We start from the raw sequence: 26,069 nt of genomic DNA, 5'->3' as shown, positions 1-26,069 counted from the left end.
CCCGTGACGGAAGGCACCACCTCCGCTGCTGCCGAGGGTGCAGACACCCTGTCCCGCCTGGAGCAGGAGGGCGAGATCGCGGCGGACTACCTCGAGGGTCTGCTGGACATCGCCGATCTCGACGGCGACATCGACATGGACGTCGAGGCCGACCGCGCCGCTGTCTCGATCATCAGCGACGCGGGCGGCCGAGACCTGCAGAAGCTGGTCGGCCGTGACGGCGAGGTGCTGGAGGCCCTCCAGGAGCTCACGCGACTGGCCGTGCACCGGGAAACCGGCGATCGCAGCCGGCTGATGCTGGACATCGCGGGATACCGCGCCAAGAAGCGTGCCGAGCTCTCAGAGCTGGGCGCCAAGGCGGCCGCCGACGTCAAGAACACCGGCGAGCCGGTGAAGATGAAGCCCATGACCCCGTTCGAGCGCAAGGTCGTGCATGACGCGGTCAAGGCCGCGGGGCTGCGCAGCGAGTCCGAGGGCGAGGAGCCGCAGCGCTTCGTCGTCGTGCTGCCCGCCTGATCGGTTCGTACGTTCCCCGGCCCCGTCTGTAGCGCAGACGGGGCCGAACTTTGTCAGCCTGATAGTTCTGGTGGCCGGCGCCGAGCGCGCCCGTGCGGTACGGAAGGACGGTTCCCGTGACGGAGGCAGCGGAGCTTCCCCCCGCGCCCGAGCAGGCGCGTGAGGTGTTCGGCGATCGCTTCGCGGACGCGGTCCGCTATGCGGAGCTGCTCGCTGAGGCGGGCGTGCAGCGCGGTCTGATCGGGCCGCGCGAGGTGCCCCGCCTGTGGGAGAGGCACCTGCTGAACTGTGCGGTGCTGTCCGAGGTCGTGCCCGAGGGCGTGACCGTGTGCGATGTCGGCTCGGGCGCCGGCCTGCCGGGCATCCCCCTGGCCCTCGTCCGCGAGGACCTGAAGATCACGCTGCTGGAGCCCCTGCTCCGTCGGACGAACTTCCTCACCGAGGTCGTGGAGCTGCTGGGCCTGGATCATGTGACGGTGGTGCGCGGCCGCGCGGAGGAGGTTCTGGGCAAGATCCCGACGGTGCACGTCGTGACGGCACGGGCTGTGGCGCCGCTGGACCGTCTGGCCACCTGGGGCATCCCCCTGCTGCGGCCGTACGGCGAGATGCTCGCCCTCAAGGGCGACACGGCCGAGGAGGAGCTCAAGAGTGCGGCCACGGCACTGAGCAAGCTCGGTGCCGTGGAGACGTCGATCCTCCATGTGGGCGAGGGCGTGGTCGATCCGCTGTCCACCGTGGTGCGGGTCGAAGTCGGGGAGAGCCCGGGTGGTGTGCGCTTCGCCGCGAAGAAGGCCAAGGCCGCTCGTGCCGGACGGGTACGACGGCGCCGCTGATCCGAGCTGACGACGAGACGTACTCCACACAAGCTGCCAAACCGACACACGCCGGAGTGTCGCGACAGTTCGGCCACCGCCGCTGTGCATCGTGTTTCACGTGAAACGTCGCTCACTGCTGCACGGCATCATCAGTCGCGGACGCGCCGCGGCCGAACCCCGCGACCGCAAGCCTCTCGGGTCATTGGAAGAGGCGCCCACCGGTGGCGCTCGGGCCCCCGTGAGGGGCACGGAGTTGTCCACAGAGGTGGATTTCTCCACAGAAGAACAGGCCTCACTGGTTCGCGACCCCGAAGACATGGGAGGCTCTGTTCATTGCGAGCCTGAAGTCGAGGAGAGTGAATCCTTGCGGTCCGACGCCAACATCGCGGGACCGATGACCGATCCGGTCCCTGGTCCCCGTACCGAGTCACTCGGGGAGGATGTTTCACGTGAAACACCGCCCCCGATGGACGACACCCCGATCGGTCGTGCTGCCCAATTGGCAGTGGAGGCTCTGGGCCGTGCCGGCGAGGGCCTGCCACGGCCCGAGCAGACACGCGTCATGGTCGTCGCCAATCAGAAGGGTGGCGTGGGCAAGACGACGACGACTGTCAATCTTGCCGCCTCCCTGGCCCTGCACGGCGGCCGTGTCCTGGTGATCGACCTCGACCCACAGGGCAACGCATCCACCGCGCTGGGGATCGACCATCACGCCGAAGTTCCTTCCATCTACGACGTTCTGGTCGAGAGCAGGCCCCTCGCAGAGGTGGTCCAGCCCGTCCCGGATGTCGAAGGTCTGTTCTGTGCCCCCGCCACGATCGATCTCGCCGGTGCGGAGATCGAGCTGGTGTCCCTGGTGGCGCGGGAGAGCCGGTTGCAGCGGGCCATTCAGGCCTACGAGCAGCCTCTGGACTACATCCTGATCGACTGCCCTCCGTCGCTGGGCCTGCTGACGGTCAACGCGCTGGTGGCTGGAGCAGAGGTACTCATCCCGATCCAGTGCGAGTACTACGCGCTGGAGGGCCTGGGGCAGCTGCTGCGGAACGTCGACCTGGTGCGGGGGCACCTCAACCCCAACCTGCATGTATCGACGATCCTGCTCACCATGTACGACGGCCGGACGCGTCTTGCGTCCCAGGTCGCGGACGAGGTGCGCAGCCACTTCGGCGAAGAGGTGCTGCGGACGAGCATTCCCCGCTCGGTCCGTATCTCCGAGGCGCCGAGCTACGGACAGACAGTGCTGACCTACGATCCGGGTTCGAGCGGTGCGCTGTCCTACCTTGAGGCAGCACGAGAAATCGCGTTGAAGGGCGTCGGCGTGGCGTACGAGGCGCCGCATGCCCATATCGGCGCCCAGAGCGATCCCAGCATGGTGGAGGGTATTCAGTGAGCGAGCGACGGAGGGGTTTGGGCCGTGGTCTCGGCGCACTGATCCCTGCTGCACCGACGGAGAAGACACCGGCCCCGGCTGCGACGGGGGGCGCTGGTTCCGCGTCCCCGTCGTCGGTGCTGGCGAACGATCGCGGGGTGGCCGCGGCGAAGGTGGCTACCCTGCCGCCTGTTTCACGTGAAACCGAGGAGCCGTCGGTCAACGGCTTCGCGGAGACTCCCGCCCCGCCCATGGGCGCCCATTTCGCGGAGATCCCGCTCGACTCCATCACGCCGAACCCGCGTCAGCCGCGTGAGGTCTTCGACGAGGACGCGCTGCAGGAACTGGTCACCTCCATCAAGGAGGTCGGTCTCCTCCAGCCCGTCGTCGTCCGGCAGCTGAACGCCAACCGCTACGAGCTCATCATGGGCGAGCGGCGCTGGCGGGCCTGCCGTGAGGCCGGCCTTGAGGCGATCCCGGCGATCGTGCGGGCCACGGACGACGAGAAGCTCCTGCTGGACGCCCTCCTGGAGAACCTGCACCGGGCCCAGCTGAACCCGCTGGAAGAGGCCGCGGCCTACGACCAGCTCCTGAAGGACTTCAACTGCACACATGACCAGCTGGCCGACCGTATCGGTCGCTCCCGTCCGCAGGTCTCCAACACTCTGCGTCTGCTGAAGCTCTCACCCGCCGTCCAGCGACGGGTGGCCGCCGGTGTTCTGTCCGCCGGTCACGCCAGGGCGCTGCTCTCCGTCGAGGACTCGGAGGAGCAGGACCGGCTGGCTCATCGGATCGTCGCCGAGGGCCTGTCGGTGCGGGCCGTCGAGGAGATCGTGACCTTGATGGGCTCGCGGCCGCAGACCACTCAGCGCTCCAAGGGCCCGCGGGCCGGCGCCCGGGTCTCCCCGGCGTTGACGGACCTCGCGACCCGTCTCTCGGACCGTTTCGAGACGCGGGTGAAGGTCGACCTGGGGCAGAAGAAGGGCAAGATCACGGTCGAGTTCGCCTCCATGGAGGACCTCGAGCGGATCCTCAGCTCCCTCGCTCCGGGCGAGGGACCAGTCCTGCAGAAAAGTCTCCTGGACGGCGAGTCCGAGGAGACCGAGGAGTAGAAGGCCGCCGGCCGGCGAGGTGATGCACGTGTCCGGCCACCAGAGCAGGCCGTGTCCGGTGTGTACCGGAACACGGCCTGCTCTTTGCTTTCAGGCGGTATCGATGCAATCCCCTGGTGGATACGATGCGTTCGGGTATGGCGCATCCCACCTGGCAATACCTCTGAGAGGGAGGCAGGGGCCATGCGAACGATGAGCCGCACCGGACTGGTGAGCGCGGGCCTGGGGCTGGGCGCGGTCGGCGGCTTCGTCGGCAGCCTCCTCAGGGAACGGAGCGCTCTGACGGCCGCCCGCGACGCCGTGGGCGAGGGAAGCGAGGAACAGGCTTCATGGGGCGTCGGCTCGTACCGCTCACGCTGGACAACCTTCCGGACCTCCCCAACCGTTGCCGGGCGTGCGTCTTCTGGGAGTTGGACCCAGTCAGCGGTGAGGCCGCGGTAAAGGCGGGCACGTCCGCACTGGAGAAGGAAGCGTGGATCTCGGCGGTCCTGCTGGACTGGGGATCATGCGGTCGGGTCGTCTACGTCGACGATGTACCGGTCGGCTTCGTCCTCTACGCCCCTCCGGCCTATGTGCCCCGCTCGACCGCGTTCCCCACCAGTCCCGTCTCTCCGGACGCGGTACAGCTCATGACCGCGTTCATCATGCCGGGTCACCAGGGACAGGGGCTCGGGAGAGTGATGGTCCAGACGGTCGCCAAGGATCTGCTGCGGCGTGGCTTCAAGGCGATCGAGGTCTTCGGGGATGCCCGGTGGAAAGAACCCGCGTGCATGTTGCCGGCCGACCATCTTCTGGCCGTGGGCTTCAAGACGGTCCGTCCCCACCCGACACACCCTCGCCTCAGGCTGGAGCTGCGGACGACCCTCTCCTGGAAGGAAGACGTGGAGATGGCACTCGACCGGCTGTTGGGGGCGGTGCAGAAGGAGCCGGTGCTGAGACCGCTGTGAAAGGCGTCCGGGCAAGCGAAGGGGCCAACCCCACGGGGTTGGCCCCTTCGTGTTTCACGTGAAACATCGCCGCCCGTTCGACGGGCTCCGGCCGACTACTCGGCGATGAAGGTCTCCAGGTCGCGGACGATCGCGGCCTTGGGCTTCGCACCGACGATGGTCTTGGCGACCTCGCCGCCCTGGTAGACGTTGAGCGTCGGGATGGACATGACGCCGTACTTGGCGGCCGTACCCGGGTTCTCGTCGATGTTGAGCTTGACGACCTCGATCTTGTCGCCGTACTCGGCGGCGATCGCCTCGAGGGACGGCGCGATCTGGCGGCACGGGCCGCACCAGGCGGCCCAGAAGTCCACCAGTACGGGCTTGTCGCTCTTGAGGACGTCCTGCTCGAAGGAGTCGTCGGTCACGTTCTTCAGGGTGCCGGCCACGGCGGGCTCCTTAACTGGTTGGTGCGTGAGGCGGATGGTGAGGATCAGACAGAGGTCTTCTCGGGCTCGGCCTGCTCCTCGTCCGCGAGGGCGGCGAGGAAGCGCTCGGCGTCGAGGGCGGAGGAGCAGCCGGTGCCGGCCGCGGTGATGGCCTGGCGGTAGGTGTGGTCGACCACGTCACCGGCGGCGAAGACACCCGTCAGGTTCGTGCGGGTCGAGGGAGCGGCGACCTTGAGGTAGCCCTCCGCGTCGAGGTCGAGCTGGCCCTTGAAGAGTTCGGTGCGCGGGTCGTGGCCGATGGCGATGAACAGCCCGGTGACCGCCAGGTCCGACAGTTCGCCGGTCTTGATGTTGCGCAGCTTCAGCCCGGAGAGCTTCGGGTCGCCCTGGATCTCGGCGACCTCGCTGTCCCACACGAACTTGATCTTCGGGTCGGCGAGGGCGCGCTCCTGCATCGCCTTGGAGGCGCGCAGGGTGTCCCGGCGGTGGACGATGGTCACGGACTTGGCGAAGCGGGAGAGGAAGGTCGCCTCCTCCATCGCGGTGTCACCGCCGCCGATGACGGCGATGTCCTGGTCCTTGAAGAAGAAGCCGTCACAGGTGGCGCACCAGGAGACACCGCGCCCGGAGAGCGCGTCCTCGTTCGGCAGGCCGAGCTTGCGGTGCTGGGAGCCGGTGGTGACGATGACGGCCTTCGCCTTGTGGACGGTGCCCGAGGTGTCGGTGACGGTCTTGATCTCACCGGTCAGGTCGACGGAGACGATGTCGTCCGGGACGAGCTCGGCGCCGAACCGCTCGGCCTGGGCCCGCATGTTGTCCATGAGTTCGGGGCCCATGATGCCGTCCCGGAAGCCCGGGAAGTTCTCCACGTCGGTGGTGTTCATCAGGGCGCCACCGGCGGTGACGGCGCCCTCGAACACCAGCGGCTTCAGCGACGCGCGCGCGGTGTAGAGCGCCGCCGTGTAGCCGGCGGGCCCGGAGCCGATGATGATCACGTTACGGACGTCGCTCACGGCTTGATTCCTCGTCTCTGGACTGCGTCGTCGGACCGGAGGGAGCCTCTCTCGAAGCTCTCACCCCACCCAACGGATCCTAAGGGGCGCGCATTCCCGCTGTGTCCGGGCACACGGGCCGCCACACCGTAGGGGATACCACGCATCGACAGGACCAGGCGTGTGCGTTCAGGGACGGGTGTAGGAGTGCTTCAGGAGGACCTTCGCCTTGGCGGACGACGGATGGGTCACACACGTCGCGTCGACGATGTACGCGTTCACCCGCGTGGCGGCGGACGGGTCCGGCATCACGACGAGGAGCGCGTCCGTCCCTTGGTAGGTCCCCTGCCGGGTGGCGAGCGCCGGATCGGTCCGTCCGATCCCCTTCTGGACGCAGGGCGGGACCGTGGGCTCCTTGAAGACCTTGGGCTGGTTGGTGCCGCCCTCCACGCCGAGGCTGTGCGGAGCGTGGGAGCCGCTCCCCGAACCCTGGTCCTTGAGGAGACCGGCGATCTGGTTCCCCAGCTTGCCCTCCGAGAAGGTGTCCGCAGGGGCGGACGGCCGGCCCTGAGCCTGGGACTGCGGATCGCTGTCGTCCAGCGTCGACAGCAGGACGGAGCCGAGGCCCAGTGCGGCGACGGTGAAGACAGTGCCCAGAACGGCGATCCTGCGGCGACCGCTCCGCTTGCGCTCGTGGTGCTTGCGGCCCGGACCGGTGGTGGAGGCACGGGCGTGGCCTACGGGACGGCCCCCCGTGGATGTTTCACGTGAAACATGCGGGCCGTCTCCGGTGTCACTCGTAGGAGGGGACGCGTCGACGAGCGCCGGAGCGTCCGTGTCACCGGACGCCGTTGCGGTCAGCGGCGCCTCGGCGGCGAGGGCGGCATCGATGCGCTCGGCGACCTCCGCGGGCATGTGCGCCGGTCCCGGCAGGGAACCGAGCAGGCCCCGGATCTCCTCCAGCGACGCGTACACGTCCGCGCACAGCTCGCACGCGTCCAGGTGCTGCCGGATGTCGGCGGTCCGGGACGGCTCGAGCAGTCCTTCGGTGAGGTCGGAGATCTCGGTGACGTCCGGGTGCCCGGCCATGTCCGTCGTGGATGTCACGCTCGCCCACCTCCGCCCTTCACAGCAGCTGAATCGCTCGGCCCGGTATCGCGTGGACCGTGGGTCGGCGGCCCCGCTGCCGGTGGGACGGATGTCCCCTGCGTCCGGTTCCGCCCTGCACCCCGTTCCTTTCCTTCGCCGGAGTTCTGCGGTCGCAGATGGGTGAGCAGCGGCAGCAGTCTGGCTCTGCCACGGGCGCATCGGCTCTTCACCGTGCCGGTCGGCACATCGAGCAGGCGCGCGGCCTCGGCGACCGGATACCCCTGCATGTCCACCAGGACGAGGGCGGCGCGCTGGTCGGGAGGGAGCGTGCCGAGAGCTTCCAGCAGCTGACGGTGCAGATCATTGCGCTCGGCCGGTGCCGATGCCTCCTCGTGCGGCTCCAGCAGCTGCTCCAGCCGCTCGGTGTCGTCGACCGGGGAGGTCTTCCGTGAGGCTGCTTTCCGCGCACGGTCGAGGCAGGCGTTCACCGTGATCCGGTGCAGCCACGTCGTGACGGCCGACTGCCCCCGGAAAGTGTGGGCGGCCCGGTAGGCGGACACCAGGGCGTCCTGGACGGCGTCAGCGGCTTCCTCGCGGTCCCCCAGCGTCCGGAGGGCCACGGCCCAGAGGCGGTCGCGATGACGCCGCACGAGCTCACCGAAGGCGTCCGGGTCGCCCTTCACATGGCGGGCCAGGAGGTCCTGATCGCTTGCGTCGCCGTATGCGGTGTCATCTGCCATCGGACCCCCTCCCCTGGGATGCGGTGCCTGATCAGCCGGTGAACTTCACGTCCGTGACGGCCTGCTTGTAGCCGGCGCCGCTGTAGCTGTCCTGGGGCGCCTTCGGCACGTCCGTGATCCACAGCAGCACGTACTGGGTCTTGACCTTGTTCGAGGCCTTCACCGTGAGAGAGGTGCCACTCGTGGTGGCGGTTCCGATCTCCTTCATCCCGTCGACCGACGTCGAGGGGGACAGGGAGTCGGTGGCGTACAGGTGGACCGTGGTGTGGTCGCCCGCGTACCGAAGCCCTATGGTCGCCGTCGCGATCGTCTGAGGAGAGCCGAGCTGGTAGACGATGCCCACGCCCGGCTTGTACGGAGCCAGCTTGGGACCGGAGTTGTAGCTCTTCGTCCGCCAGAAGGTGGAGCTGCTGCCGTCGTACGTCTGCTTGACGTCCTCAGGAGCCTGGAGGGACCCCTCGGCGGCGTACTCCTGGGCGTTGTCGATCTTGAGCGGTTTGACCGGCGCCTGCTTGCCGCCGCTCTTGTCGTTGCCGTCGGTGGTCTGGGTCTTGTGCGTGTCGTCGGACTGGTTGCCGTTGTCCATGAGGGCGTCCGCCAGCTGCCAGCTGCCCAGACCCAGGGCCGCGATCAGAAGGGCCGACACGGCCCACTTCAGCGCCTTGCCCGTACGGCTCTGCAGCGGGGCCGGGGGCGCCGGCACCGGCTGCGTGACACCGGGGTGCGGTGCCGGACGGCCGTACGTGCCCTGCTGGTAGGTGGTGCGCTGGTACTCCGGGGGTGCCGCGAAGGTGGACTCCGGCGGGCGGATGCGGGGCATCTCACCGATCGCCTTCACCAGCTCCTCCGGCGTCGTGCACGGCGACTCGTGCCGCGAGGCGGTCGCCCCGTCGTTGGCGAGCGCGCGCATGGAGAGCTCGGACAGACCGCGGTGGACATTGGCCCGCACCTGGTCGGGTGCGATCAGGCCGACGTCCTTGGGCAGCCCCGACAGGCCGTAGGCGTCGCTCTCGTACGGCCAGCGCTGTGTGAGTCCCGCGTACAGCAGGGCGCCGATGGCTTCCGTGTCGGTGCGCTGCGGCGTCGCGGAACTGATGCCGCGCAGCGCGGCACTCACGGCGAGGCCACGGATGCGCCACTGACCACTGGAGGTACGCAGCACGGCGTTGGGGTTCAGCCGCAGATGGGCCAGGCCCTCGCGATGAGCGGCCGCCATCGCCGAGCCGATCTGGTTGACCATCTGGTAGGCGTCGTGCGGCTCCATGGGGCCGGTGGCGATCAGGGTGGTCAGCTCGACGGCGTCGGGCAGCCACTCGTGGACCACGTAGACGAGTTCGTTCTCCTCGACGGCGTCCAGTACCTGGACGAAGCGAGGATCGCCGAGCAGCGCCGCGGAACGGGCCGCGGCCAGTACCGAACGCGCCCGCGCATGGTCCGCGGGCAGAAGATGAACGCCGACGGCACGTCGAAGCTTCTCGTCCACGGCACGCCAGCTGCTGAATCCGTCCAGACGGGTGACGCACTCCTCGAGCCGGTACCGTCTGGCAAGTTTGTGGCCACTGTGCAGCTCGAGTGGTGAGGCCTTCTCAGGACCCTCGGTCCCGCCGCTCCCCTGTGCCTCGTCGATCTCCGTGTCCCGCTCCCGGTTCTGGGCCACCCCGTCGGCCGTGGACTGGTCCGCCTCTGCGGTCAGCGGCTCGTCACCGCTGTTGTCTGCCACGTCGACGGCAGCCGTGCTCCGTTCCGCCACCGTCGTTCCTGCCTCCCCATTCCTTGCGCGCCGACCGACTTCCGTGCGCGCCGTCCGACGCCGAAACCAATTGTGCCCACAGTCCGCCGCTATGCACGACACACGGTGGCGGACGATGGTTGTGCGCGTACCCCTCTGTCAGCGACCCAGACGTCCGCGCACCATGCCGACCAGCGAGTTCAGCTCCTCGATACGCATCTTGCGGGCGGCGACGAAGAAGATCCCGAGCAGAACCGCTCCGCCGACCAGCAGCGCGGCAAAGGATCCGACGACACCCTGGCCCAGTGTGTGGCCGATCTCGTAACAGGCCGCGCCGCTGAGGAGCGCCGCCGGCACCGAGGCGATGGCGAGCCGCGCGTACGTCCGCAGGACGCGGGCGCCGTCCAGATCGCCGTCCAGCCGCTTGCGCAGCCGGTTCCAGGCCACACCGACGCCGATGGCGTAGGCGAGACCGTACGAGGCGGCCATGCCGGCCACGGCCCAGCGCGCCGGCAGCGCCACGTAGCAGAGCACCGAGGCGCCCGCGTTGACGGCGGCCACGATGACCGTGTTGTAGAAGGGCGTGCGGGTGTCCTCGTAGGCGTAGAACGCACGCAGGACGACGTACTGCACCGAGTACGGGATCAGGCCGAGCGCGAAGGCCATCAGCATGTAGCCCATGTTGGTGGCTTCGCTGGTGCCCGAGGAGCCGAAGATCAGCGTGCACATCGGGATGCCGAGGGCGAGGAAGCCGAAGGCGATCGGCACGATGGCGACGGCCGTGGTGCGCAGGCCCTGCGAGACGTCGTCGCGTACGGCGCCGCTGTCGCTCTCGGCGGCGGAGCGCGAGATCCGCGGCAGCAGGGCCGCCATCAGGGACACCGTGATGATGGCCTGCGGCAGACCCCAGATCAGCTGGGCGTTGGCGTAGGCGGCGAAGCCCGTTCCGTCGACGGGTGACTTCTTGCCCGCGGCGGTGGACAGCTGCGTGACGACGATGGCTCCGGCCTGGTTGGCGAGGACGAACAGGACCGTCCACTTGGCGAGCGTGACGGCCTTGCCGAGGCCGTGGCCCCGCCAGTCGAACCGCAGGCGCAGCCGGAACCCGGTCTCGCGCAGGTAAGGGATCATCGCCAGTGCCTGGACGACCAGGCCGAGCAGCACGCCGATGCCGAGGAGCCGCTGCCCCTCCGGCGGGATGGTGGAGACCTTCATGCCGGAGTCGGCCGCGGTGCCGTAGACCCAGATGAACATGCCGAGCGTCACGATGATGACGACGTTGTTCAGGACCGGCGTCCACATCATCGCGCCGAACTTCCCGCGGGCGTTGAGGACCTGGCCCATCACCACGTGGACGCCCATGAAGAAGATCGAGGGCAGGAAGTAGCGGACGAAGGTGACGCTGACCTCGTTGGCCGCGGGATCGCCGGCGACCGAGTCGGACAGCAGGCGGATCAGGAGCGGGGCTCCGAGGACCGCCAGCACCGTGAGGCCGCCCAGCGCGACCATGACCAGGGTCAGCAGCCGGTTGGCGTAGGACTCGCCGCCGTCCTCGTCCTCCTTCATCGCGCGCACCAGCTGCGGCACGAAGACCGAGTTCAGTCCGCCGCCGACGGTGAGGATGTAGATCATCGTCGGCAGCTGGTAGGCAACCTGGAAGGTGTCACCGAGCAGGCCGACGCCGAGCGCCGAGACGATCAGCGCGGAGCGGATGAAGCCCGTCAGGCGGGAGACCATCGTGCCCGCCGCCATCACGGCGCTCGACTTGAGCAGGCTTCCGGCCTTTCCGCCCTTCTGCGCGGGGACGGGCGCGGGGGCCGCGGCGGGCGCGGCGCCGAGATTCAGGGTCTGGTCGGCCGCCGGTACGGGGGCGTTCGGCGCACGGTACTGCGGCGCCTGTGCCGGTCCGCCCGGGGCAGGCGCCGGGCCCGGCACCGACGGAGTGTCCGACGGCAGGTAGCCGCTGCCCTGCTGCTGGTCGCGGAAGAGGTGCGCGAAGGCGTCCGGCTCCTGGTGCTCCTCGCCGGCCTGGGTGACCAGGTCGTCGACGCCCACGAACTGGGTTCTGCGGGGATCGTCGCCGTACGGCAGGTACTGCTGGCCGGGGCCGTCCGGTTCCGGCGCGGGCGTCTGGGCCCAGACACGCGGGTCGGGCGCGTACGGGGACTGCGGCGGCGGGGAGTACAGCGGCTGCTGCGGCTGCTGCGTGCCCGGGGGCGGCGGAGGGTGCGCGGCGCGGTCGTAGAGGGCCTCGGCGACCGGGTCCTGCGCGGAGAGGTCCTGTGCGCGGTAGGGGTCCTGGTCGTACGCGTCCTGGAGGTACATGTCGGCGGGCGGCTGCTGCTGCGCCTGGCCGTGCTCGGGCCGCGGACCCTCGGGTGGACCCGAGTCGCCCGCGGACCGGCCGCGGTCACCGTCGTACGGCGCGTTCATGGTTACCCCACCTCATCGTCCCGGGCCCACCGGCCACGCATCCTCAACGGTCCACTCTCTCACCCGTGCCGGACGGGTCGGCGCTTTCGGATGCGGTGTCCGGTGTCGGGTCACTCGGCTGCTCGGGCTCGTCCGCCCGGCCGTCGACGCCGGACTCCTCAGTGAGACGGTCGTTCGGGCCCTCGGGGTTCTCAGGCCCTTCAGCGGCCTCGCCCGCCTCGTCGGGGCCGTCGTCCTCGGCCTCGCGGGCGGCCGCCCGCTTGCGCTGCGTGTACATGCGGAAGCCGGCGAGGACCAGCAGGAGGAAGCCGCCGCCGATGACCAGCATCACGGTGGCCGTGAACTCGGTGACCTTGACGTCGAACGTGACGGCCTGGCCGTACTCCTGGCCGTCCTCCGTGTACAGCTGGGCGACCAGCGTCGCCTGTCCGTTGGCCTTGGCCGAGGTGGTGAACTTCACCGTCTGGCTGTGCCCGCCGGCGACCGTCACGGGCTGCTCGTCGTAGGCGTGACCGCCCACCTGGAGGCGGGTGGGGTTCGTCGAGGTGAGGCGCAGCACCAGGTGGCCGACGCCTTGGACCAGGTTGTTCTGGACGGTCACGGGGATCGTGGCGCTGCGTCCGGACAGCTTGGTGGGGGACTTGTCGATCAGCTTGACCTGGCCCGCCAGAACGTTGAGGTGCTCTTCCACGTTGGTGCGGAAGCTCTGCGCCGCTTCCGGGCGGCCGCGCCACGACGTGGACATCCCGCGGTTCGTCGCCCGTCCGAACGGCGTCACCACCCGGGACTCGTCGGAGAGGACCACCCTGAAGTTGTCGAGCTTGTCCTGCGTGGCCGCGATCGCCTCGAAGGCCGCACGCGGCAGCTCCTGCTTGCGCAGAGAGGAGGGGTACGCGGCGGTCGACGGCACCTTCGTCGTGGCACCCGGGTCCGGCTTGGCCTTGGCGGCCGCCATGAGCTGCTGGGGCTCGGACCAGGTGCCGCCCTCGAGGGCGGTGATCGCGGCAGCCATCGTCTGGGCCTGGGCCGTTGTCGGCATGCGCTGCGGGGCCACGACGATGCTGCGCTGCTTGTTCGACTGGCGGTCGAGGGAGAGGCTCTGGGCGAGGAACCGCTGCACGGCGAGCGTGCCGGCGGACGCGGTCGTGAGATCGCCCTGGAAGGCCGTCGACAGGCGGGCGTCGGCGACCACCGCCGTGGTTCCGCCGCCGATCGGGCGGGCGGCGGACGGCGTGTAGGGCAGGCCGCCGGTCTCCCGGAGGCTGTCGCTGCGCGCGATCACCTGATCGGCACCCGCGGAGGTGGCGACCTTGACGATGGACGGGTCGACGGCTCCGTCCACGGGCCAGGCGAAGTCGGTGACCGGCTTCACGTGGAGGATCGGCTCGACCGTGTTGTCGATGACGTCGGTGGCGTCCTTGAGGTGACTCAGGGAACCGGTGACCCTCGTGCCGTTGTGGGCGAGGGAGGCCACGTCCGGGTCGGCGAAGGGCAGGGCGACGACCTCCTTGTCCGCCACCGCCGTCTGCAGGTCGGCCAGCCACTGCTTGGCGACCGCCTGGTGGGTGCCCGCCGCCGTGGTGTTGTCGCCCGTCCGGACGCGGTAGTTGCGGGTCATCGCGTCCACGGAGGCGAGCAGATCCGGGTCGATCACCCAGGTGACGTCGAGTTCCCTGCCCAGGGACAGCATCTCGTCGAGACGGCCGCCCGGGGAGATCTCCTTGGCGAGGTCGTCGTTGAGGAAGACCGGCGTCTGCTGCTCGTCCGAGCCCGTCTCCGCGGTCATGTGGACCGTGGAGACGAGCGGCCACAGGAACGTCGTCCGCAGCTTCGTGTCGGCCTCGCCGGGCTGCCACGGCAGGAAGGTCCGCCGGATGCCGAGGACGTGGTCCCAGGGCTCGGCGGACGTCTGGCCGTTCAGCGACACGGCGAACTCGTAGATCCCGTCGCTTCCCAGGTCCAGCTTGGTCACCGGCACGGAGATGCTGAAGTGTTCGGCGACTCCCGGAGTGAGCTTGGGGAACTTCTCGACGTACTTGCCATCGACCTCGATGCCGATCGCGTCCCGGAGGCTGTCGCTGCTGCCGGCGGCGTCGTCCACGGCCGAGCGCGTGGTCAGCTTGGGCCCCACGCGCAGGCCCACATGGGCGTCGGTGACCGTCTGCCTGCCGTTGTTGGTCACCGTGCCCGACACGGTCACCGTGTCGCCGTCCATGGGCACGCTGGGGGTGAGCGTGTCCACGGAGACCGCCACGGAACCCGAGCCGGAGGCGTCCTTCACCGACGTCTGACCTGCGGCTTCCGCGGATGCGGCGAGGGGTAGCTGGAGGAGGCCGGCCAGGAGGGGCGCCGCGGCGAGCAGCGCTCCGGTGCGCCGCAGCCAGCGGCGGGCAGGTGAGGGAGTCGTCCCCTGGAAGTCTGCCGCCTCGGCCACGCGCTCGCCCGTCCCTCGTCGTCGTCAGTGGTCGTCGGAATGTGCGTCCACGCATGGTAACGATGCGCGCTGAGGGGAAGTGCCGCGGACCGGTCCTCAAGATCGGGGAACGGAGGCAGGTCGTCCCTTATGTAGGTGTATAAAGCAGAGCGCCACCGTACGTGTCCGGGGCAGGTCCCGCACGTGTATCCAGGGAGATGTGCGTTCCCTCCCGGTGGAGTCGCTCGGGCCCAATAGGGGCGCTCGCGCATGCCGGGGCCACGTACCCTCTTCTGTTGTGCCGAACGCCAACGAAGCTCACCTCAGTGTCCCGGGCCAGGAGTCGCACCGCGTGCCGAGCGAGTCACTGCGGGTTGCCCCTGTCGCCGACGACCTCGCCCGCCGTTTCCAGGAGGCGGGATTTTCACTCGCCCTCGTCGGCGGTTCGGTGCGGGACGCGCTGCTCGGCCGGCTCGGCAACGACCTCGACTTCACGACCGACGCCCGCCCCGAAGACGTCCTCAAGATCGTCCGGCCGTGGGCGGACGCCCTGTGGGAGGTCGGCATCGCCTTCGGCACGGTCGGGGCGCAGAAGGACGGCTATCAGATCGAGGTGACGACCTACCGGTCGGAGGCCTACGACCGGACCTCGCGCAAGCCCGAGGTGTCGTACGGCGACTCCATCGAGGAAGATCTCGTCCGGCGCGACTTCACCGTCAACGCCATGGCCCTCGCGCTTCCCGAGAAGAAGTTCATCGATCCGCACGACGGACAGGCCGATCTGGCGGCACGTGTACTGCGCACCCCCGGCACTCCCGAGGCGTCCTTCTCCGACGACCCGCTGCGGATGATGCGCGCGGCGCGCTTCGCCGCACAGCTCGACTTCGAGGTGGCTCCCGAGGTCGTGGCGGCGATGAAGGAGATGGCCGGGCGGATCGAGATCGTGTCGGCGGAGCGGGTGCGGGAGGAGCTCAACAAGCTGATCCTTTCCGCGCACCCGCGCAAGGGCCTGACGCTGCTCGTCGATACCGGCCTGGCCTCGTACGTCCTGCCGGAGCTGCCGGCGCTGCGCCTGGAGAGCGACGAGCACCATCGGCACAAGGACGTCTACGAGCACACGCTGATCGTCCTGGAGCAGGCGATCGCGCTGGAGGAGAACGGTCCCGATCTGACCCTCCGGCTGGCGGCGCTGCTGCACGACATCGGCAAGCCGCGCACCCGCCGGTTCGAGAAGGACGGCCGGGTCTCGTTCCACCACCACGAGGTGGTCGGCGCGAAGATGACGAAGAAGCGCATGACGGCGCTCAAGTACTCCAACGAGCTCGTGAAGGACGTCTCACGACTGGTCGAGCTCCACTTGCGCTTCCATGGCTACGGCACCGGCGAGTGGACGGACTCGGCCGTCCGCCGCTACGTCCGGGACGCGGGCCCGCTCCTCGACCGCCTCCACAAGCTGACCCGCTCGGACTGCACGACCCGCAACAAGCGCAAGGCGGCGACCCTGTCGCGTGCGTACGACGGCCTGGAGGACCGCATCGCCCAGCTCCAGGAGCAGGAAGAGCTGGACTCCATCCGCCCGGATCTCGACGGCAACCAGATCATGGAGATCCTGGGGGTCGGCCCCGGCCCGGTCGTCGGTCGGGCGTACAAGCAGATGCTGGAACTGCGGCTGGAGAACGGGCCGATGGAGCGCGACGCGGCGGTGGCGGCACTCAAGGAGTGGTGGGCCGGGCAGAGCTGACATGGCAGAGGGGTCATGTTTCACGTGAAACATGCCCGCACGAGAGCGCCGCACCGGATGTTTCCGGTGCGGCGCTCTCAGGGTTTCAGCGGCGATGTTTCACGTGAAACATCGCTCAAGGCATGGCGTTCTCGACCTACTTGACTGCCTTCAGGCACAGGACGACGTCATGGCTGTCGCCCGTCTGGTAGTAGGCGATCTCCGCGTCGGCGACGTTCTTGCACTTGCTGTCGTCGCTGGTGTTGTCGAACTTCTCGACGACCTTGTACTGGGCGTCACTCGAGGAGCAGTCGACCGTCTTGAGGTCCGGGTCGCTCTGCGTGCCCGAGTTGTGCATGCAGCTGCCCTTGGAGGTGGTCTCGGCGTCGGTCTTGCCGAGCTGCCACTTGACCACGCCGATGATTATCGCGAGCACGATGATCCCGACGATGCGCAGCAGCTTCTTGTTGAAGCGTCGGGCGGGCGGCGCCGGAGGCGCCGGAGTGTAGGGCGCGCCACCCTGGGGCGGGTACGGGGCCGGGGCCGGGGCCTGGCCGTAAGGCTGCTGCTGGCCCTGTGCGAACGGGTTTTGGCCCTGAGGCGGCGGAGTCGTCACTTGGGGATCCCCCTGGAGGAGTGGATGAGCTGCACGCATAAGAGGTGCGTAAGACGCACGTAAGTTACCGGGCCCCACTGACACTTCTGCAGTTGAGGGGGACTCTGTGGCTTTGATGTGACACTTACCGACGTTCAAAGCGGGCCATAGCCACAGCAACCGCTCCGTAGACAGCGGCGACAGCGATCACGAGCGGTACGGAACGGCCGTCCGGCGGCAGCATCAGCGCGGCCACCGCGGCGGCGCCGACGAAGGCGACGTTGAAGAGCACGTCGTAGACGGAGAAGATCCGGCCGCGGAAGCCGTCCTCCACGCAGGACTGGACGACCGTGTCCGTCGCGATCTTCGCGCCCTGGGTCGTCAGCCCCAGGACGAACGTCGCGACGAGCATCGGGCCGACGGCGAACGGAAGGCCGAGAGCCGGCTCCAGGACCGCGGCCGCGGCGGCGCACACGGCGATCCAGCGGCCCGGGCCGAGCCGTCCCGCGGCCCAGGGAGTCACCACGGCCGCCGCGAAGAAGCCGGCCGCCGACGTCCCCAGCGCGGTCCCCAGCAGCCGCAGTCCCTGGTCCGTGTCCGAGGTGAAGGTGTACCGGCACAGCATCAGCAACATGACCAGCAGAGCGCCGTAGCAGAAGCGCATCAGGGTCATCGCGAGGAGCGACCAGGCGGCCTCCCGCCGGGGTGGCGTGGCGAGATGCCGTACCGCTGCCGCCAGGTCCCGGGCCGTGCCGCCGAGAGCCGCTGCCAGGTGCGGCTGCACCAGTTCCTGGTCGGGGCCGAGCTGTTCCGGCTTCAGGCGCAGGGACGCCAGTGCCGCGCACAGATAGAGGACCGCGCCGAGCAGGACCACCGCCGCGTCGGAGTCCGCCCCCACGAGCCGTACGACGAAGGCGAGGCCTCCGCCCGCGGTCGCGGCGAGGGTGCCGGCGGTCGGAGACAGCGAGTTGGCCATCACGAGGCGCTCGTCGTCCACGACGCGCGGCAGCGCGGCGGACAGCCCCGCGAGGACGAACCGGTTGACGGCGGTCACGCACAGCGCGGAGACGTAGAAGAGCCAGTCGGGGACGTGGCCGAGGATCAGCAGGGCGGTCCCCGAGGCCAGCACGGCGCGCAGCAGGTTGCCGTAGAGGAAGACCTGGCGGCGGCGCCAGCGGTCCAGCAGGACGCCGGCGAAGGGGCCCACGAGGGAGTACGGGAGCAGCAGGACGGCCATCGCCGAGGCGATCGCGGCGGCCGAGGTCTGCTTCTCCGGCGAGAAGACGACGTAGGCGGCCAGTGCGACCTGGTACACGCCGTCGGAGCCCTGGGAGAGCAGCCGGACGGCGAGCAGGCGCCGGAAGTCCGCGAAGCGCAGAAGGACGCGCAGATCACGGACGACGGCCATGAGGCACAGCTTCACACATGGGGAGGTCCCCGGGTCGGGTGACCCGGGGACCTTCAGCCCTGGCAGGAGCGTTTTGAGCGAGGGGGGCGCGATTTAGCGCTCGACCTCTCCCTTGATGAACTTCTCGACGTTCTCGCGGGCCTCGTCGTCGAAGTACTGGACCGGCGGGGACTTCATGAAGTACGAGGACGCCGACAGGATCGGGCCCGCGATGCCGCGGTCCTTGGCGATCTTCGCGGCGCGCACGGCGTCGATGATGACACCGGCGGAGTTCGGGGAGTCCCAGACCTCGAGCTTGTACTCCAGGTTCAGCGGGACGTCGCCGAAGGCACGGCCCTCGAGGCGGACGTACGCCCACTTGCGGTCGTCGAGCCAGGCCACCCAGTCCGACGGGCCGATGTGGACGTTGCCCTCGCCGAGCTCGCGGTCGCGGATCTGCGAGGTGACCGCCTGCGTCTTGGAGATCTTCTTGGACTCCAGGCGCTCGCGCTCGAGCATGTTCTTGAAGTCCATGTTGCCGCCGACGTTCAGCTGCATCGTGCGGTCGAGGATGACACCCCGGTCCTCGAACAGCTTCGCCATGACGCGGTGCGTGATGGTGGCGCCGACCTGGGACTTGATGTCGTCGCCGACGATCGGGACGCCCGCCGCGGTGAACTTGTCCGCCCACTCCTTGGTGCCGGCGATGAAGACCGGAAGGGCGTTGACGAAGGCGACCTTGGCGTCGATGGCGCACTGGGCGTAGAACTTCGCCGCGTCCTCGGACCCGACCGGCAGGTAGCAGACCAGGACGTCGACCTGCTTGTCCTTGAGGACCTGGACGACGTCGGCCGGCTCGGCGTCGGACTCCTCGATCGTCTGGCGGTAGTACTTGCCGAGACCGTCGAGGGTGTGGCCGCGCTGCACCGTGACACCGGTGGAGGGCACGTCGCAGATCTTGATGGTGTTGTTCTCGGAGGCGCCGATCGCGTCCGCCAGGTCGAGGCCGACCTTCTTCGCGTCGACATCGAACGCGGCGACGAACTCGATGTCGCGCACGTGGTAGTCACCGAACTGCACATGCATCAGGCCGGGGACCTTCGACGCCGGGTCGGCGTCCTTGTAGTACTCGACTCCCTGCACCAGCGACGCGGCGCAGTTGCCCACGCCGACGACGGCTACGCGAACCGAACCCATTCCGGTTGCTCCCTGTGTGTACGAGTGAGGCCCTGACCGGGCTCTCACGTGGCGGTGTCGCCGGGCGTATCCGTCCTGGGGGTCTCCCCGGGACGGGGCAGGCCGCCCGTCGATCCAGTGGTGTTGTCCTGCTGAGCGGACCCCCCGGAGGCGGGACCCTTCCGGTCCCGTCCGGCCCGCTCGCTCTCGATGAGCTCGTTCAGCCAGCGCACTTCGCGCTCCACGGACTCCATCCCGTGGCGCTGGAGCTCGAGCGTGTAGTCGTCGAGGCGCTCCCTGGTGCGCGCCAGGGAGGCGCTCATCTTCTCCAGACGCTCCTCCAGCCGGCTGCGACGGCCCTCGAGGACGCGCATGCGCACATCGCGTGACGTCTGCCCGAAGAAGGCGAAACGGGCGGCGAAGTGCTCGTCCTCGTACGCGTCCGGACCCGTCTGCGAGAGCAGTTCCTCGAAGTGCTCCTTACCTTCCGCCGTCAACCGATAGACGATCTTGGCGCGACGCCCTGCGAGTGGTGCGGCGAGGGCGTCCTCAGGAGAGTGCCCCGACTCCTCGATCAACCAGCCGTTGGCGACCAGCGTCTTGAGGCAGGGGTAGAGCGTCCCGTAGCTGAACGCACGGAACACGCCCAGTGACGTGTTGAGCCGTTTGCGCAGCTCGTAGCCGTGCATCGGGGACTCGCGGAGCAGACCGAGTACGGCGAACTCGAGGATCCCGGACCTCCGGCTCATCCCCTCGCCTCCTCGTCCTTATCTCGCTCCGATGTATCGACTCGATACATCTAGACGATAGAACGGCCTTCCGGATGCGACAAGTGGGGAGACCGTGAACGGGATCACACCACTTATTCATCCGAGGCAAGTTGCCTGATTTGGGGTGAACTTCGGGGCTCGGTGGGTTTTGACGGTGCGTAGTCTGTGCGCCATGGACACCAGCGGGAACCGAGTGGCGCAAGGGGGGCGTCCTCGTCCTAGGTGCCGTACGGATGAATGAGCGATCGACCCCATCCGTATTTCGGGGGGACCGGAAACCAGCTGCCGTTTCCAGGTGCACAGGGGTGCGCCTGCCCGAGGAGTAGTCGTTCGATGAGCGAGCACCGTCGCAAACCGCCGCAGCCGCAGGGAGGAGGGCGCGCCGCGGCACGACGCGGCCCGTCCGGCTCGTCCTCCGGCCGCCGTGCGGCACCGCGAGGCGCCACCGGATCTCCCTCCGACGCGTATGGGTCGGGAGACGAGGAGCGGCCCTACAGTGGCCGCGCCGAGGCCCGCCGCGCGGCGCAGAGAACTGGAGGCGGCCGTCGCAGAGCGGCCGAGCCGGGCCGCGGAGGTCGACGCGGCGCACCCGGCGGCCCTGGGGGGCCGGGCAGGGGACGTGCCGCGGGTCCGGCCCGCAAGCGCTTCATCGACTACCCGCGCGCGGGCAAATACGGAGCGGCACGCTGGATGCCGTCGTGGAAGCTGGTGACAGGCCTGTTCATCGGCTTCTTCGGCAGCATCGTGGCGGTGGCGGGCATCGGGTACGCCATGGTGGGCGTCCCGAACGTGGCGCTGGCGGCGAAGGCGCAGAACAACGTCTTCTACTGGAGCGACGGCAGCCAGATGGTTGCGACGGGTGGCGAGACGAACCGCCAGATCGTCAACCTCTCGCAGATCCCCAAATCCATGCAGTACGCCGTCGTCTCCCAGGAGAACAAGTCCTTCTACACCGACAGCGGCATCGACCCGAAGGGTATCGCCCGCGCGGTCTTCAACATGGCCAAGGGCGGCGAGACGCAGGGTGGCTCCACCATCACCCAGCAGTACGTCAAGAACGCGCGACTGGACGACCAGTCGCAGACGATCACGCGTAAGTTCAAGGAGATCTTCATCTCCATCAAGGTGGGCGCCACGGTCCCCAAGGACCAGATCATGGCCGGCTACCTGAACTCCGCGTACTACGGACGCAACGCCTACGGCATTCAGGCGGCGGCGCGGGCGTACTTCAACAAGGACGCCGTCAAGCTGAATCCGGGCGAGTGCGCCTTCCTGGCGGCGATGCTCAAGGGCGCCACCTACTTCGACCCGGCAGGGGCGACCTCCATCGACCCGGCCGCCACGCCCGAGGCCAACCAGAGGCGTGCCTTGAACCAGATGCAGAACACCCTCGACAAGATGGTGAACTACGGGCACCTGAGCCAGGCGGAACGGGCCAAGTACACCAAGCTCCCGGACGTGAAGAATCCACGGTCGAACACCGCCCTCAGCGGTCAGACCGGCTATCTCGTCGACCTGGCCAAGAGCTATCTGATCAACAACACCAAGATCACCGCTGACGACCTGCAGCGGGGCGGTTACTCGATCTACACGACCTTCGACAAGAAGAAGGTCAAGGAGCTCGAGGCCTCGGTCAAGAAGGTCCAGAAGGCCAACATCAAGCCCAAGGATCGCCCGGACACGGACACTCACGTCCAGTTCGGCGGGGCCTCGGTGGACCCGACGAGCGGCGCCATCAAGGCCATCTACGGCGGTGAGGACGCGACCAAGCACTTCACGGACAACGCCGACGCGACGGGCGCCCAGGTGGGTTCGACGTTCAAGCCGTTCGTGCTCGCGGCGGCCATGAAGTGGGGGGTGCGTGACCCTGACCTCGGACAGGAGCAGGCGCAGGACGAGCGCACCCAGATCTCACCCAAGAGCCTCTACAGCGGCAAGAACAAGCTGAAGATCAAGGAGTACAACGGGGACTTCTGGAAGGACGACAAGGGCAAGGAGTGGCTGCAGACGAACGACGGCAACGAGTCGGTGGGCAACGCTCCGGACTACAAGATCGACCTTCGTGAGGCGATGCAGTTCTCGGTGAACTCCGCCTACGTCCAGCTGGGCATGGACGTGGGTCTGGACAAGGTCGAGGAGTCCGCGGAGGACGCGGGCATCCTGAAGAGCAGCCTGACCGGCACCAATTTCCCGTCGTTCTCCATCGGTATCTCCGACCCGAGCGCGATTCGCATGGCGGGTGCGTACGGCACCTTCGCGGCCAGCGGTGAGCAGCACGAACCGTTCTCCGTCAAGAAGGTCACGAACAAGGACGGGACGATCTTCACCCACGAGGACAAGCCGAAGCAGGCTTTCACCTCACAGGTGGCCGACAACGTCACCGACGTGCTGAAGACGGTGGTCGACAAGGGCACGGGTACGAACGCCAGGCTGCCCGGCCGCGATGTGGCCGGCAAGACCGGTACCACCGACGGCAACAAGTCCGCCTGGTTCGTGGGCTACACCCCGCAGCTGTCCACGGCCGTCACGATGTTCCGCCTGGACGACAACGAGAAGAACAAGAAGCGCGAGTTCCTGGAGATGTACGGGACGGGTGGCCAGAAGAAGATCCACGGTGCCTCGTTCCCGGCGGAAATCTGGCACGACTACATGGCGGAAGCACTGAAGAACGAGCCGGCGAAGCACTTCCCCGAGCCGGAGCCCTTCGGTGAGGTCGTCAACGACGTGCCGTCGCCCACTCCCAGTCCGACGGTGAGCGACACCCAGGAAGCCACGCCGACCCCGACTCCGACGCCCAGCGAGACGCTGACGAGTCCGACGCCGACGCCTACCGACTCCTGCCGCTTCAGCTGGCAGTGCACCGACACGGGCGGCACCACCACAGGTGGCACGGACGGAGGTGTCTCCCCGTCGCCGACGGTCACGGACACGAGCGGGACCGGCAACAGCAGAGGCAACGGCAATGGAGGCCTCTTCGGAGGCAACGGCTAGCACCGAAACGCCCGGCATGGGTGTTTCACGTGGAACAGGTCGATGTTTCACGTGAAACGAGGGCCGCCGCACCTGAACGGTGCGGCGGCCCTCGGCGTATACCTAGACCCTCGGCGTATACCTAGACACGTACGGCAGGATGTGCGGCATGCCCAGCGCAGAATCGACGCAAACGAGCGTGCACGAACCGGACCCGGTGCGGCCGACCAAGGAGGACGAGGTCGCCGCGTCCGGCAGCGAGCTGATCGGTGGCCCCCTCGGGCGGCGTGCCCTGCTCGGGACGTCCTGGTGGACTCCCGTCCGGGTCGTCGCGCTGGTGGCGATCGGCATGTTCGCCCTCGGACTGGTCCAGAAGGCGCCGTGCTACAACGGCGCCTGGTTCTTCGGTGCCAGCTCGCAGTACACGAAGGCGTGCTACTCCGACATCCCGCACCTCTATCAGGGGCGCGGTTTCGCGGACGGGCTCGTGCCGTACTTCGACAAGCTCACCGGTGACATGCCGTACCTCGAGTATCCGGTGCTGACCGGTGTGTTCATGGAGGTGGCCGCCTGGCTCACGCCCGGGAGCGGCAGCATCCAGGACCAGGAGCAGTGGTACTGGATGGTCAACGCCGGACTGCTGATGGTGTGCGCGGCCGTCATCGCGGTCTGCGTGGCCCGTACGCACGCCCGGCGCCCCTGGGACGGCCTGCTGGTCGCTCTGGCGCCCGCCTTCGCGCTGACCGCCACCATCAACTGGGACCTGCTGGCGGTCGCTCTGACGGCCGCCGCGATGCTGATGTGGTCCCGGGGGCGTTCCCTCGCCTTCGGCGTCCTCCTGGGCCTTGCCACGGCCGCCAAGCTCTATCCGGTCCTGCTGCTCGGTCCCCTGCTCCTGCTGTGCTGGCGTGCGGGCAGGTGGCGGGACTTCGGCAGAGCTCTGGCGGGAGCGGCCGTCGCCTGGATCGTGGTGAACCTGCCGGTGATGCTCTTCGCCTGGGACGGCTGGTCGCAGTTCTACCGGTTCAGCCACGACCGGGGCGTGGACTTCGGGTCCTTCTGGCTGATCCTGGCCCAGAACTCGGACAGCCCGCTGACCACCGACACGGTCAACAACCTGGCCACGGCCCTGATGGCGCTGTGCTGCGTGGGCATCGCGGTGCTCACGATGACCGCGCCGCGCCGCCCGCGCTTCGCCCAGCTCGCCTTCCTGATCGTCGCGGCGTTCATCCTCACCAACAAGGTCTACTCCCCGCAGTACGTGCTGTGGCTGGTCCCGCTGGCCACGCTGGCCCGGCCGAAGTGGCGGGACTTCCTGATCTGGCAGGCGGGCGAGGTGGCGTACTTCCTCGGCATCTGGCTGTACCTCGCGTACACGACCAGCGGCGACGCCCACAAGGGACTGCCGCAGGACGGCTACCACTGGGCCATCGGCGTGCACCTGCTGGCGACGCTGTACCTGTGCGCCGTCATCGTGCGCGACATCCTCATGCCGGAACATGACCCGGTGCGCCGGGCCGGCGACGACGATCCGTCAGGGGGTGTGCTCGACGGCGCGCAGGACGCCTTCGCCCTGGGTCCGGCGGCCCATCCGCCGCGGCACGCCGCCCACTTCGACGGACCGCCGGTCGAGTGGGGAAGCGGTGGAACGGCATCCTCCACGGAACGTTCGCTCTGAGCGAACAGTCCGGGGCGGGCGGGCGCACGACCTCCACGAGCCATCGATGAGCCATGCGAAAGGCCGTGCACGGGAAGGCCCGTGCACGGCCTTTCGGCTGCGCGACGCCCCGCTCAGCGGTCCATGAGCCGGTCGAACTGCGTGGTGGTGTGCCGCAGATGGGCCACCAGCTCTTCGCCGACCTGCGGTTCGGGCGCGTCCGACGGTACGAAGAGGATGGACACCTGCATGTGCGGCGGCTCCGCGAACCAGCGCTGCTTGCCGCCCCAGACGAACGGAGAAAGGTTCCGGTTCACCGTGGCGAGGCCGGCGCGTGCGACGCCCTTGGCGCGCGGCATGACGCCGTGCAGCGCCTTCGGGGCCTCCAGACCCACCCCGTGCGACGTTCCGCCCGCCACGACGACCAGGAAACCGTCGGAGGCCGCCTTCTGCTGGCGGTAGCCGAAGCGGTCGCCCTTGGCGACGCGCGTGACGTCCAGGACCGCCCCGCGGTACTCGGTGGCGTCGTGGTCCCCCAGCCACAGCCGCGTGCCGATGCGGGCACGGAAGCGGGTCTGCGGGAACTGCTGCTGAAGCCGGTGCAGTTCCTCGGCCTTGAGGTGGCTGACGAACATCGTGTGCAGCGGCAGGCGGGCCGCCCGCAGGTGGTCCATCCAGCTGATGACCTCCTCGACGGCGTCCGAGCCGTCGGTGCGGTCCAGCGGCAGGTGGATGGCGAAGCCTTCGAGGCGGACGTTCTCTATGGCGGCGTGCAGCTGGGGCAGTTCCTGCGCGCTGATGCCGTGCCGCCTCATCGAGGACATCACCTCGATGACCACGCGGGCACCCACGAGGCCGTAGACGCCGTCCACCGAGGACACGGAACGGATGACGCGGTCGGGCAGCGGCACGGGCTCCTCGCCGCGCCGGTACGGCGTCAGCACCAGCAGGTCCCCGCTGAAGAAGTCCTTGATGCGCGCGGCCTCGTACGTCGTGCCGACGGCGAGGATGTCCGAGCCGAGCCGCGTGGCCTCTTCCGCCAGCCGCTCGTGCCCGAAGCCGTAGCCGTTGCCCTTGCAGACCGGGACGAGCCCGGGGAACTGCTCCTGTACGTGCTTGTGATGCGCCCGCCAGCGCGCGGTGTCGACGTAGAGCGTGAGCGCCATGGCCGGACCTGGAACCTTTCTGGTGGCTGCGGTGTATCAGAGGTA

20 protein-coding genes are annotated in these 26,069 nt (G+C 68.7%); 8 read left to right on the top strand and 12 right to left on the bottom strand.

Going from position 1 to position 26,069, the window contains the following annotated elements; genetic code table 11:
- Positions 1-3: 3 nt before the first annotated feature.
- The 5 genes from ACIRPX_RS22865 to ACIRPX_RS22845 all read left to right on the top strand — a co-directional run bounded on the left by ACIRPX_RS22865 (position 4) and on the right by ACIRPX_RS22845 (position 4,759).
- The gene (locus ACIRPX_RS22865; RefSeq protein ID WP_404197497.1) at positions 4-516 is read left to right on the top strand and encodes a protein jag; all 513 of its coding nucleotides are present in this window, start codon (positions 4-6) and stop codon (positions 514-516) included.
- Positions 517-632: 116 nt separating this feature from the next.
- Positions 633-1,349 (top strand): 16S rRNA (guanine(527)-N(7))-methyltransferase RsmG, encoded by a 717-nt coding sequence (rsmG, locus tag ACIRPX_RS22860; protein WP_384259289.1) that lies wholly within the window; start codon positions 633-635, stop codon positions 1,347-1,349.
- A 298-nt stretch (positions 1,350-1,647) separates the two neighbouring features.
- Positions 1,648-2,721: an AAA family ATPase gene (locus ACIRPX_RS22855; RefSeq protein WP_404197710.1), complete on the top strand. Its 1,074-nt coding sequence runs from the start codon at positions 1,648-1,650 to the stop codon at positions 2,719-2,721.
- Positions 2,718-3,812: a ParB/RepB/Spo0J family partition protein gene (locus ACIRPX_RS22850; RefSeq protein ID WP_404197495.1), complete on the top strand. Its 1,095-nt coding sequence runs from the start codon at positions 2,718-2,720 to the stop codon at positions 3,810-3,812. Before ACIRPX_RS22855 ends, ACIRPX_RS22850 begins: the two co-directional genes overlap by 4 nt.
- 329 nt (positions 3,813-4,141) lie before the next feature.
- Positions 4,142-4,759: a GNAT family N-acetyltransferase gene (locus ACIRPX_RS22845; protein WP_404197492.1), complete on the top strand. Its 618-nt coding sequence runs from the start codon at positions 4,142-4,144 to the stop codon at positions 4,757-4,759.
- 95 nt (positions 4,760-4,854) lie between these two features.
- Here ACIRPX_RS22845 and trxA read toward each other — a convergent pair whose 3' ends face one another.
- From trxA to ACIRPX_RS22810, 7 genes are all read right to left on the bottom strand, one after another.
- Positions 4,855-5,187, bottom strand: coding sequence for a thioredoxin (gene trxA, locus ACIRPX_RS22840; protein ID WP_384259281.1), 333 nt, complete (start codon positions 5,185-5,187; stop codon positions 4,855-4,857).
- 44 nt (positions 5,188-5,231) lie between these two features.
- Positions 5,232-6,200 (bottom strand): thioredoxin-disulfide reductase, encoded by a 969-nt coding sequence (gene trxB / locus ACIRPX_RS22835; RefSeq protein ID WP_404197489.1) that lies wholly within the window; start codon positions 6,198-6,200, stop codon positions 5,232-5,234.
- 168 nt (positions 6,201-6,368) lie between these two features.
- Positions 6,369-7,286, bottom strand: a complete 918-nt coding sequence (locus tag ACIRPX_RS22830) for an anti-sigma factor family protein (RefSeq protein ID WP_404197488.1) — start codon at positions 7,284-7,286, stop codon at positions 6,369-6,371.
- Positions 7,283-8,008: an RNA polymerase sigma factor SigM gene (gene sigM, locus ACIRPX_RS22825; protein ID WP_404197485.1), complete on the bottom strand. Its 726-nt coding sequence runs from the start codon at positions 8,006-8,008 to the stop codon at positions 7,283-7,285. The genes ACIRPX_RS22830 and sigM overlap by 4 nt, the downstream gene beginning before the upstream one ends.
- A 31-nt stretch (positions 8,009-8,039) precedes the next feature.
- Positions 8,040-9,758 carry a serine/threonine protein kinase gene (locus ACIRPX_RS22820; protein WP_404197482.1) on the bottom strand — a complete coding sequence of 573 codons (1,719 nt, stop codon included), beginning with the start codon at positions 9,756-9,758 and terminating at the stop codon, positions 8,040-8,042.
- Positions 9,759-9,896: 138 nt separating this feature from the next.
- Positions 9,897-12,170 carry a murein biosynthesis integral membrane protein MurJ gene (gene murJ / locus ACIRPX_RS22815; protein ID WP_404197479.1) on the bottom strand — a complete coding sequence of 758 codons (2,274 nt, stop codon included), beginning with the start codon at positions 12,168-12,170 and terminating at the stop codon, positions 9,897-9,899.
- A 43-nt stretch (positions 12,171-12,213) separates the two neighbouring features.
- The gene (locus ACIRPX_RS22810; protein ID WP_404197477.1) at positions 12,214-14,604 is read right to left on the bottom strand and encodes a DUF6049 family protein; all 2,391 of its coding nucleotides are present in this window, start codon (positions 14,602-14,604) and stop codon (positions 12,214-12,216) included.
- A 277-nt stretch (positions 14,605-14,881) separates the two neighbouring features.
- On the opposite strand from ACIRPX_RS22810, the gene ACIRPX_RS22805 reads away from it, so the two are divergent.
- The gene (locus tag ACIRPX_RS22805; protein WP_404197474.1) at positions 14,882-16,324 is read left to right on the top strand and encodes a CCA tRNA nucleotidyltransferase; all 1,443 of its coding nucleotides are present in this window, start codon (positions 14,882-14,884) and stop codon (positions 16,322-16,324) included.
- Between the two features lie 136 nt (positions 16,325-16,460).
- Here the strand turns inward: ACIRPX_RS22805 and ACIRPX_RS22800 are convergent, their stop codons facing one another.
- From ACIRPX_RS22800 to ACIRPX_RS22785, 4 genes are all read right to left on the bottom strand, one after another.
- Positions 16,461-16,919 carry a hypothetical protein gene (locus ACIRPX_RS22800; RefSeq protein ID WP_404197471.1) on the bottom strand — a complete coding sequence of 153 codons (459 nt, stop codon included), beginning with the start codon at positions 16,917-16,919 and terminating at the stop codon, positions 16,461-16,463.
- A gap of 124 nt (positions 16,920-17,043) precedes the next feature.
- Positions 17,044-18,306, bottom strand: a complete 1,263-nt coding sequence (locus tag ACIRPX_RS22795) for an MFS transporter (RefSeq protein ID WP_404197468.1) — start codon at positions 18,304-18,306, stop codon at positions 17,044-17,046.
- 93 nt (positions 18,307-18,399) lie between these two features.
- A complete protein-coding gene (locus ACIRPX_RS22790; protein WP_404197465.1) occupies positions 18,400-19,482 on the bottom strand; it encodes an inositol-3-phosphate synthase in 1,083 nt (360 codons plus the stop codon).
- 44 nt (positions 19,483-19,526) lie between these two features.
- Positions 19,527-20,210 (bottom strand): PadR family transcriptional regulator, encoded by a 684-nt coding sequence (locus ACIRPX_RS22785; protein WP_404197462.1) that lies wholly within the window; start codon positions 20,208-20,210, stop codon positions 19,527-19,529.
- Between the two features lie 354 nt (positions 20,211-20,564).
- Between ACIRPX_RS22785 and ACIRPX_RS22780 the strand changes: the two genes are divergently transcribed.
- Together ACIRPX_RS22780 and ACIRPX_RS22775 are read left to right on the top strand one after the other, a co-directional pair.
- A complete protein-coding gene (locus ACIRPX_RS22780; RefSeq protein ID WP_404197459.1) occupies positions 20,565-23,222 on the top strand; it encodes a transglycosylase domain-containing protein in 2,658 nt (885 codons plus the stop codon).
- A 148-nt stretch (positions 23,223-23,370) separates the two neighbouring features.
- Positions 23,371-24,879: a glycosyltransferase family 87 protein gene (locus ACIRPX_RS22775; protein ID WP_404197456.1), complete on the top strand. Its 1,509-nt coding sequence runs from the start codon at positions 23,371-23,373 to the stop codon at positions 24,877-24,879.
- Positions 24,880-24,992: 113 nt separating this feature from the next.
- On the opposite strand, the gene ACIRPX_RS22770 is transcribed toward ACIRPX_RS22775, so the two are convergent.
- On the bottom strand, positions 24,993-26,024 hold the full coding sequence (locus ACIRPX_RS22770; RefSeq protein WP_404197453.1) for an alanine racemase: 1,032 nt from the start codon (positions 26,022-26,024) through the stop codon (positions 24,993-24,995).
- Positions 26,025-26,069: the final 45 nt, after the last annotated feature.

It is taken from the genome of Streptomyces sp. NPDC101225, assembly GCF_044767585.1.
Lineage (GTDB): Bacteria > Actinomycetota > Actinomycetes > Streptomycetales > Streptomycetaceae > Streptomyces.
This window is presented reverse-complemented; position numbering and strand designations above follow the sequence as displayed.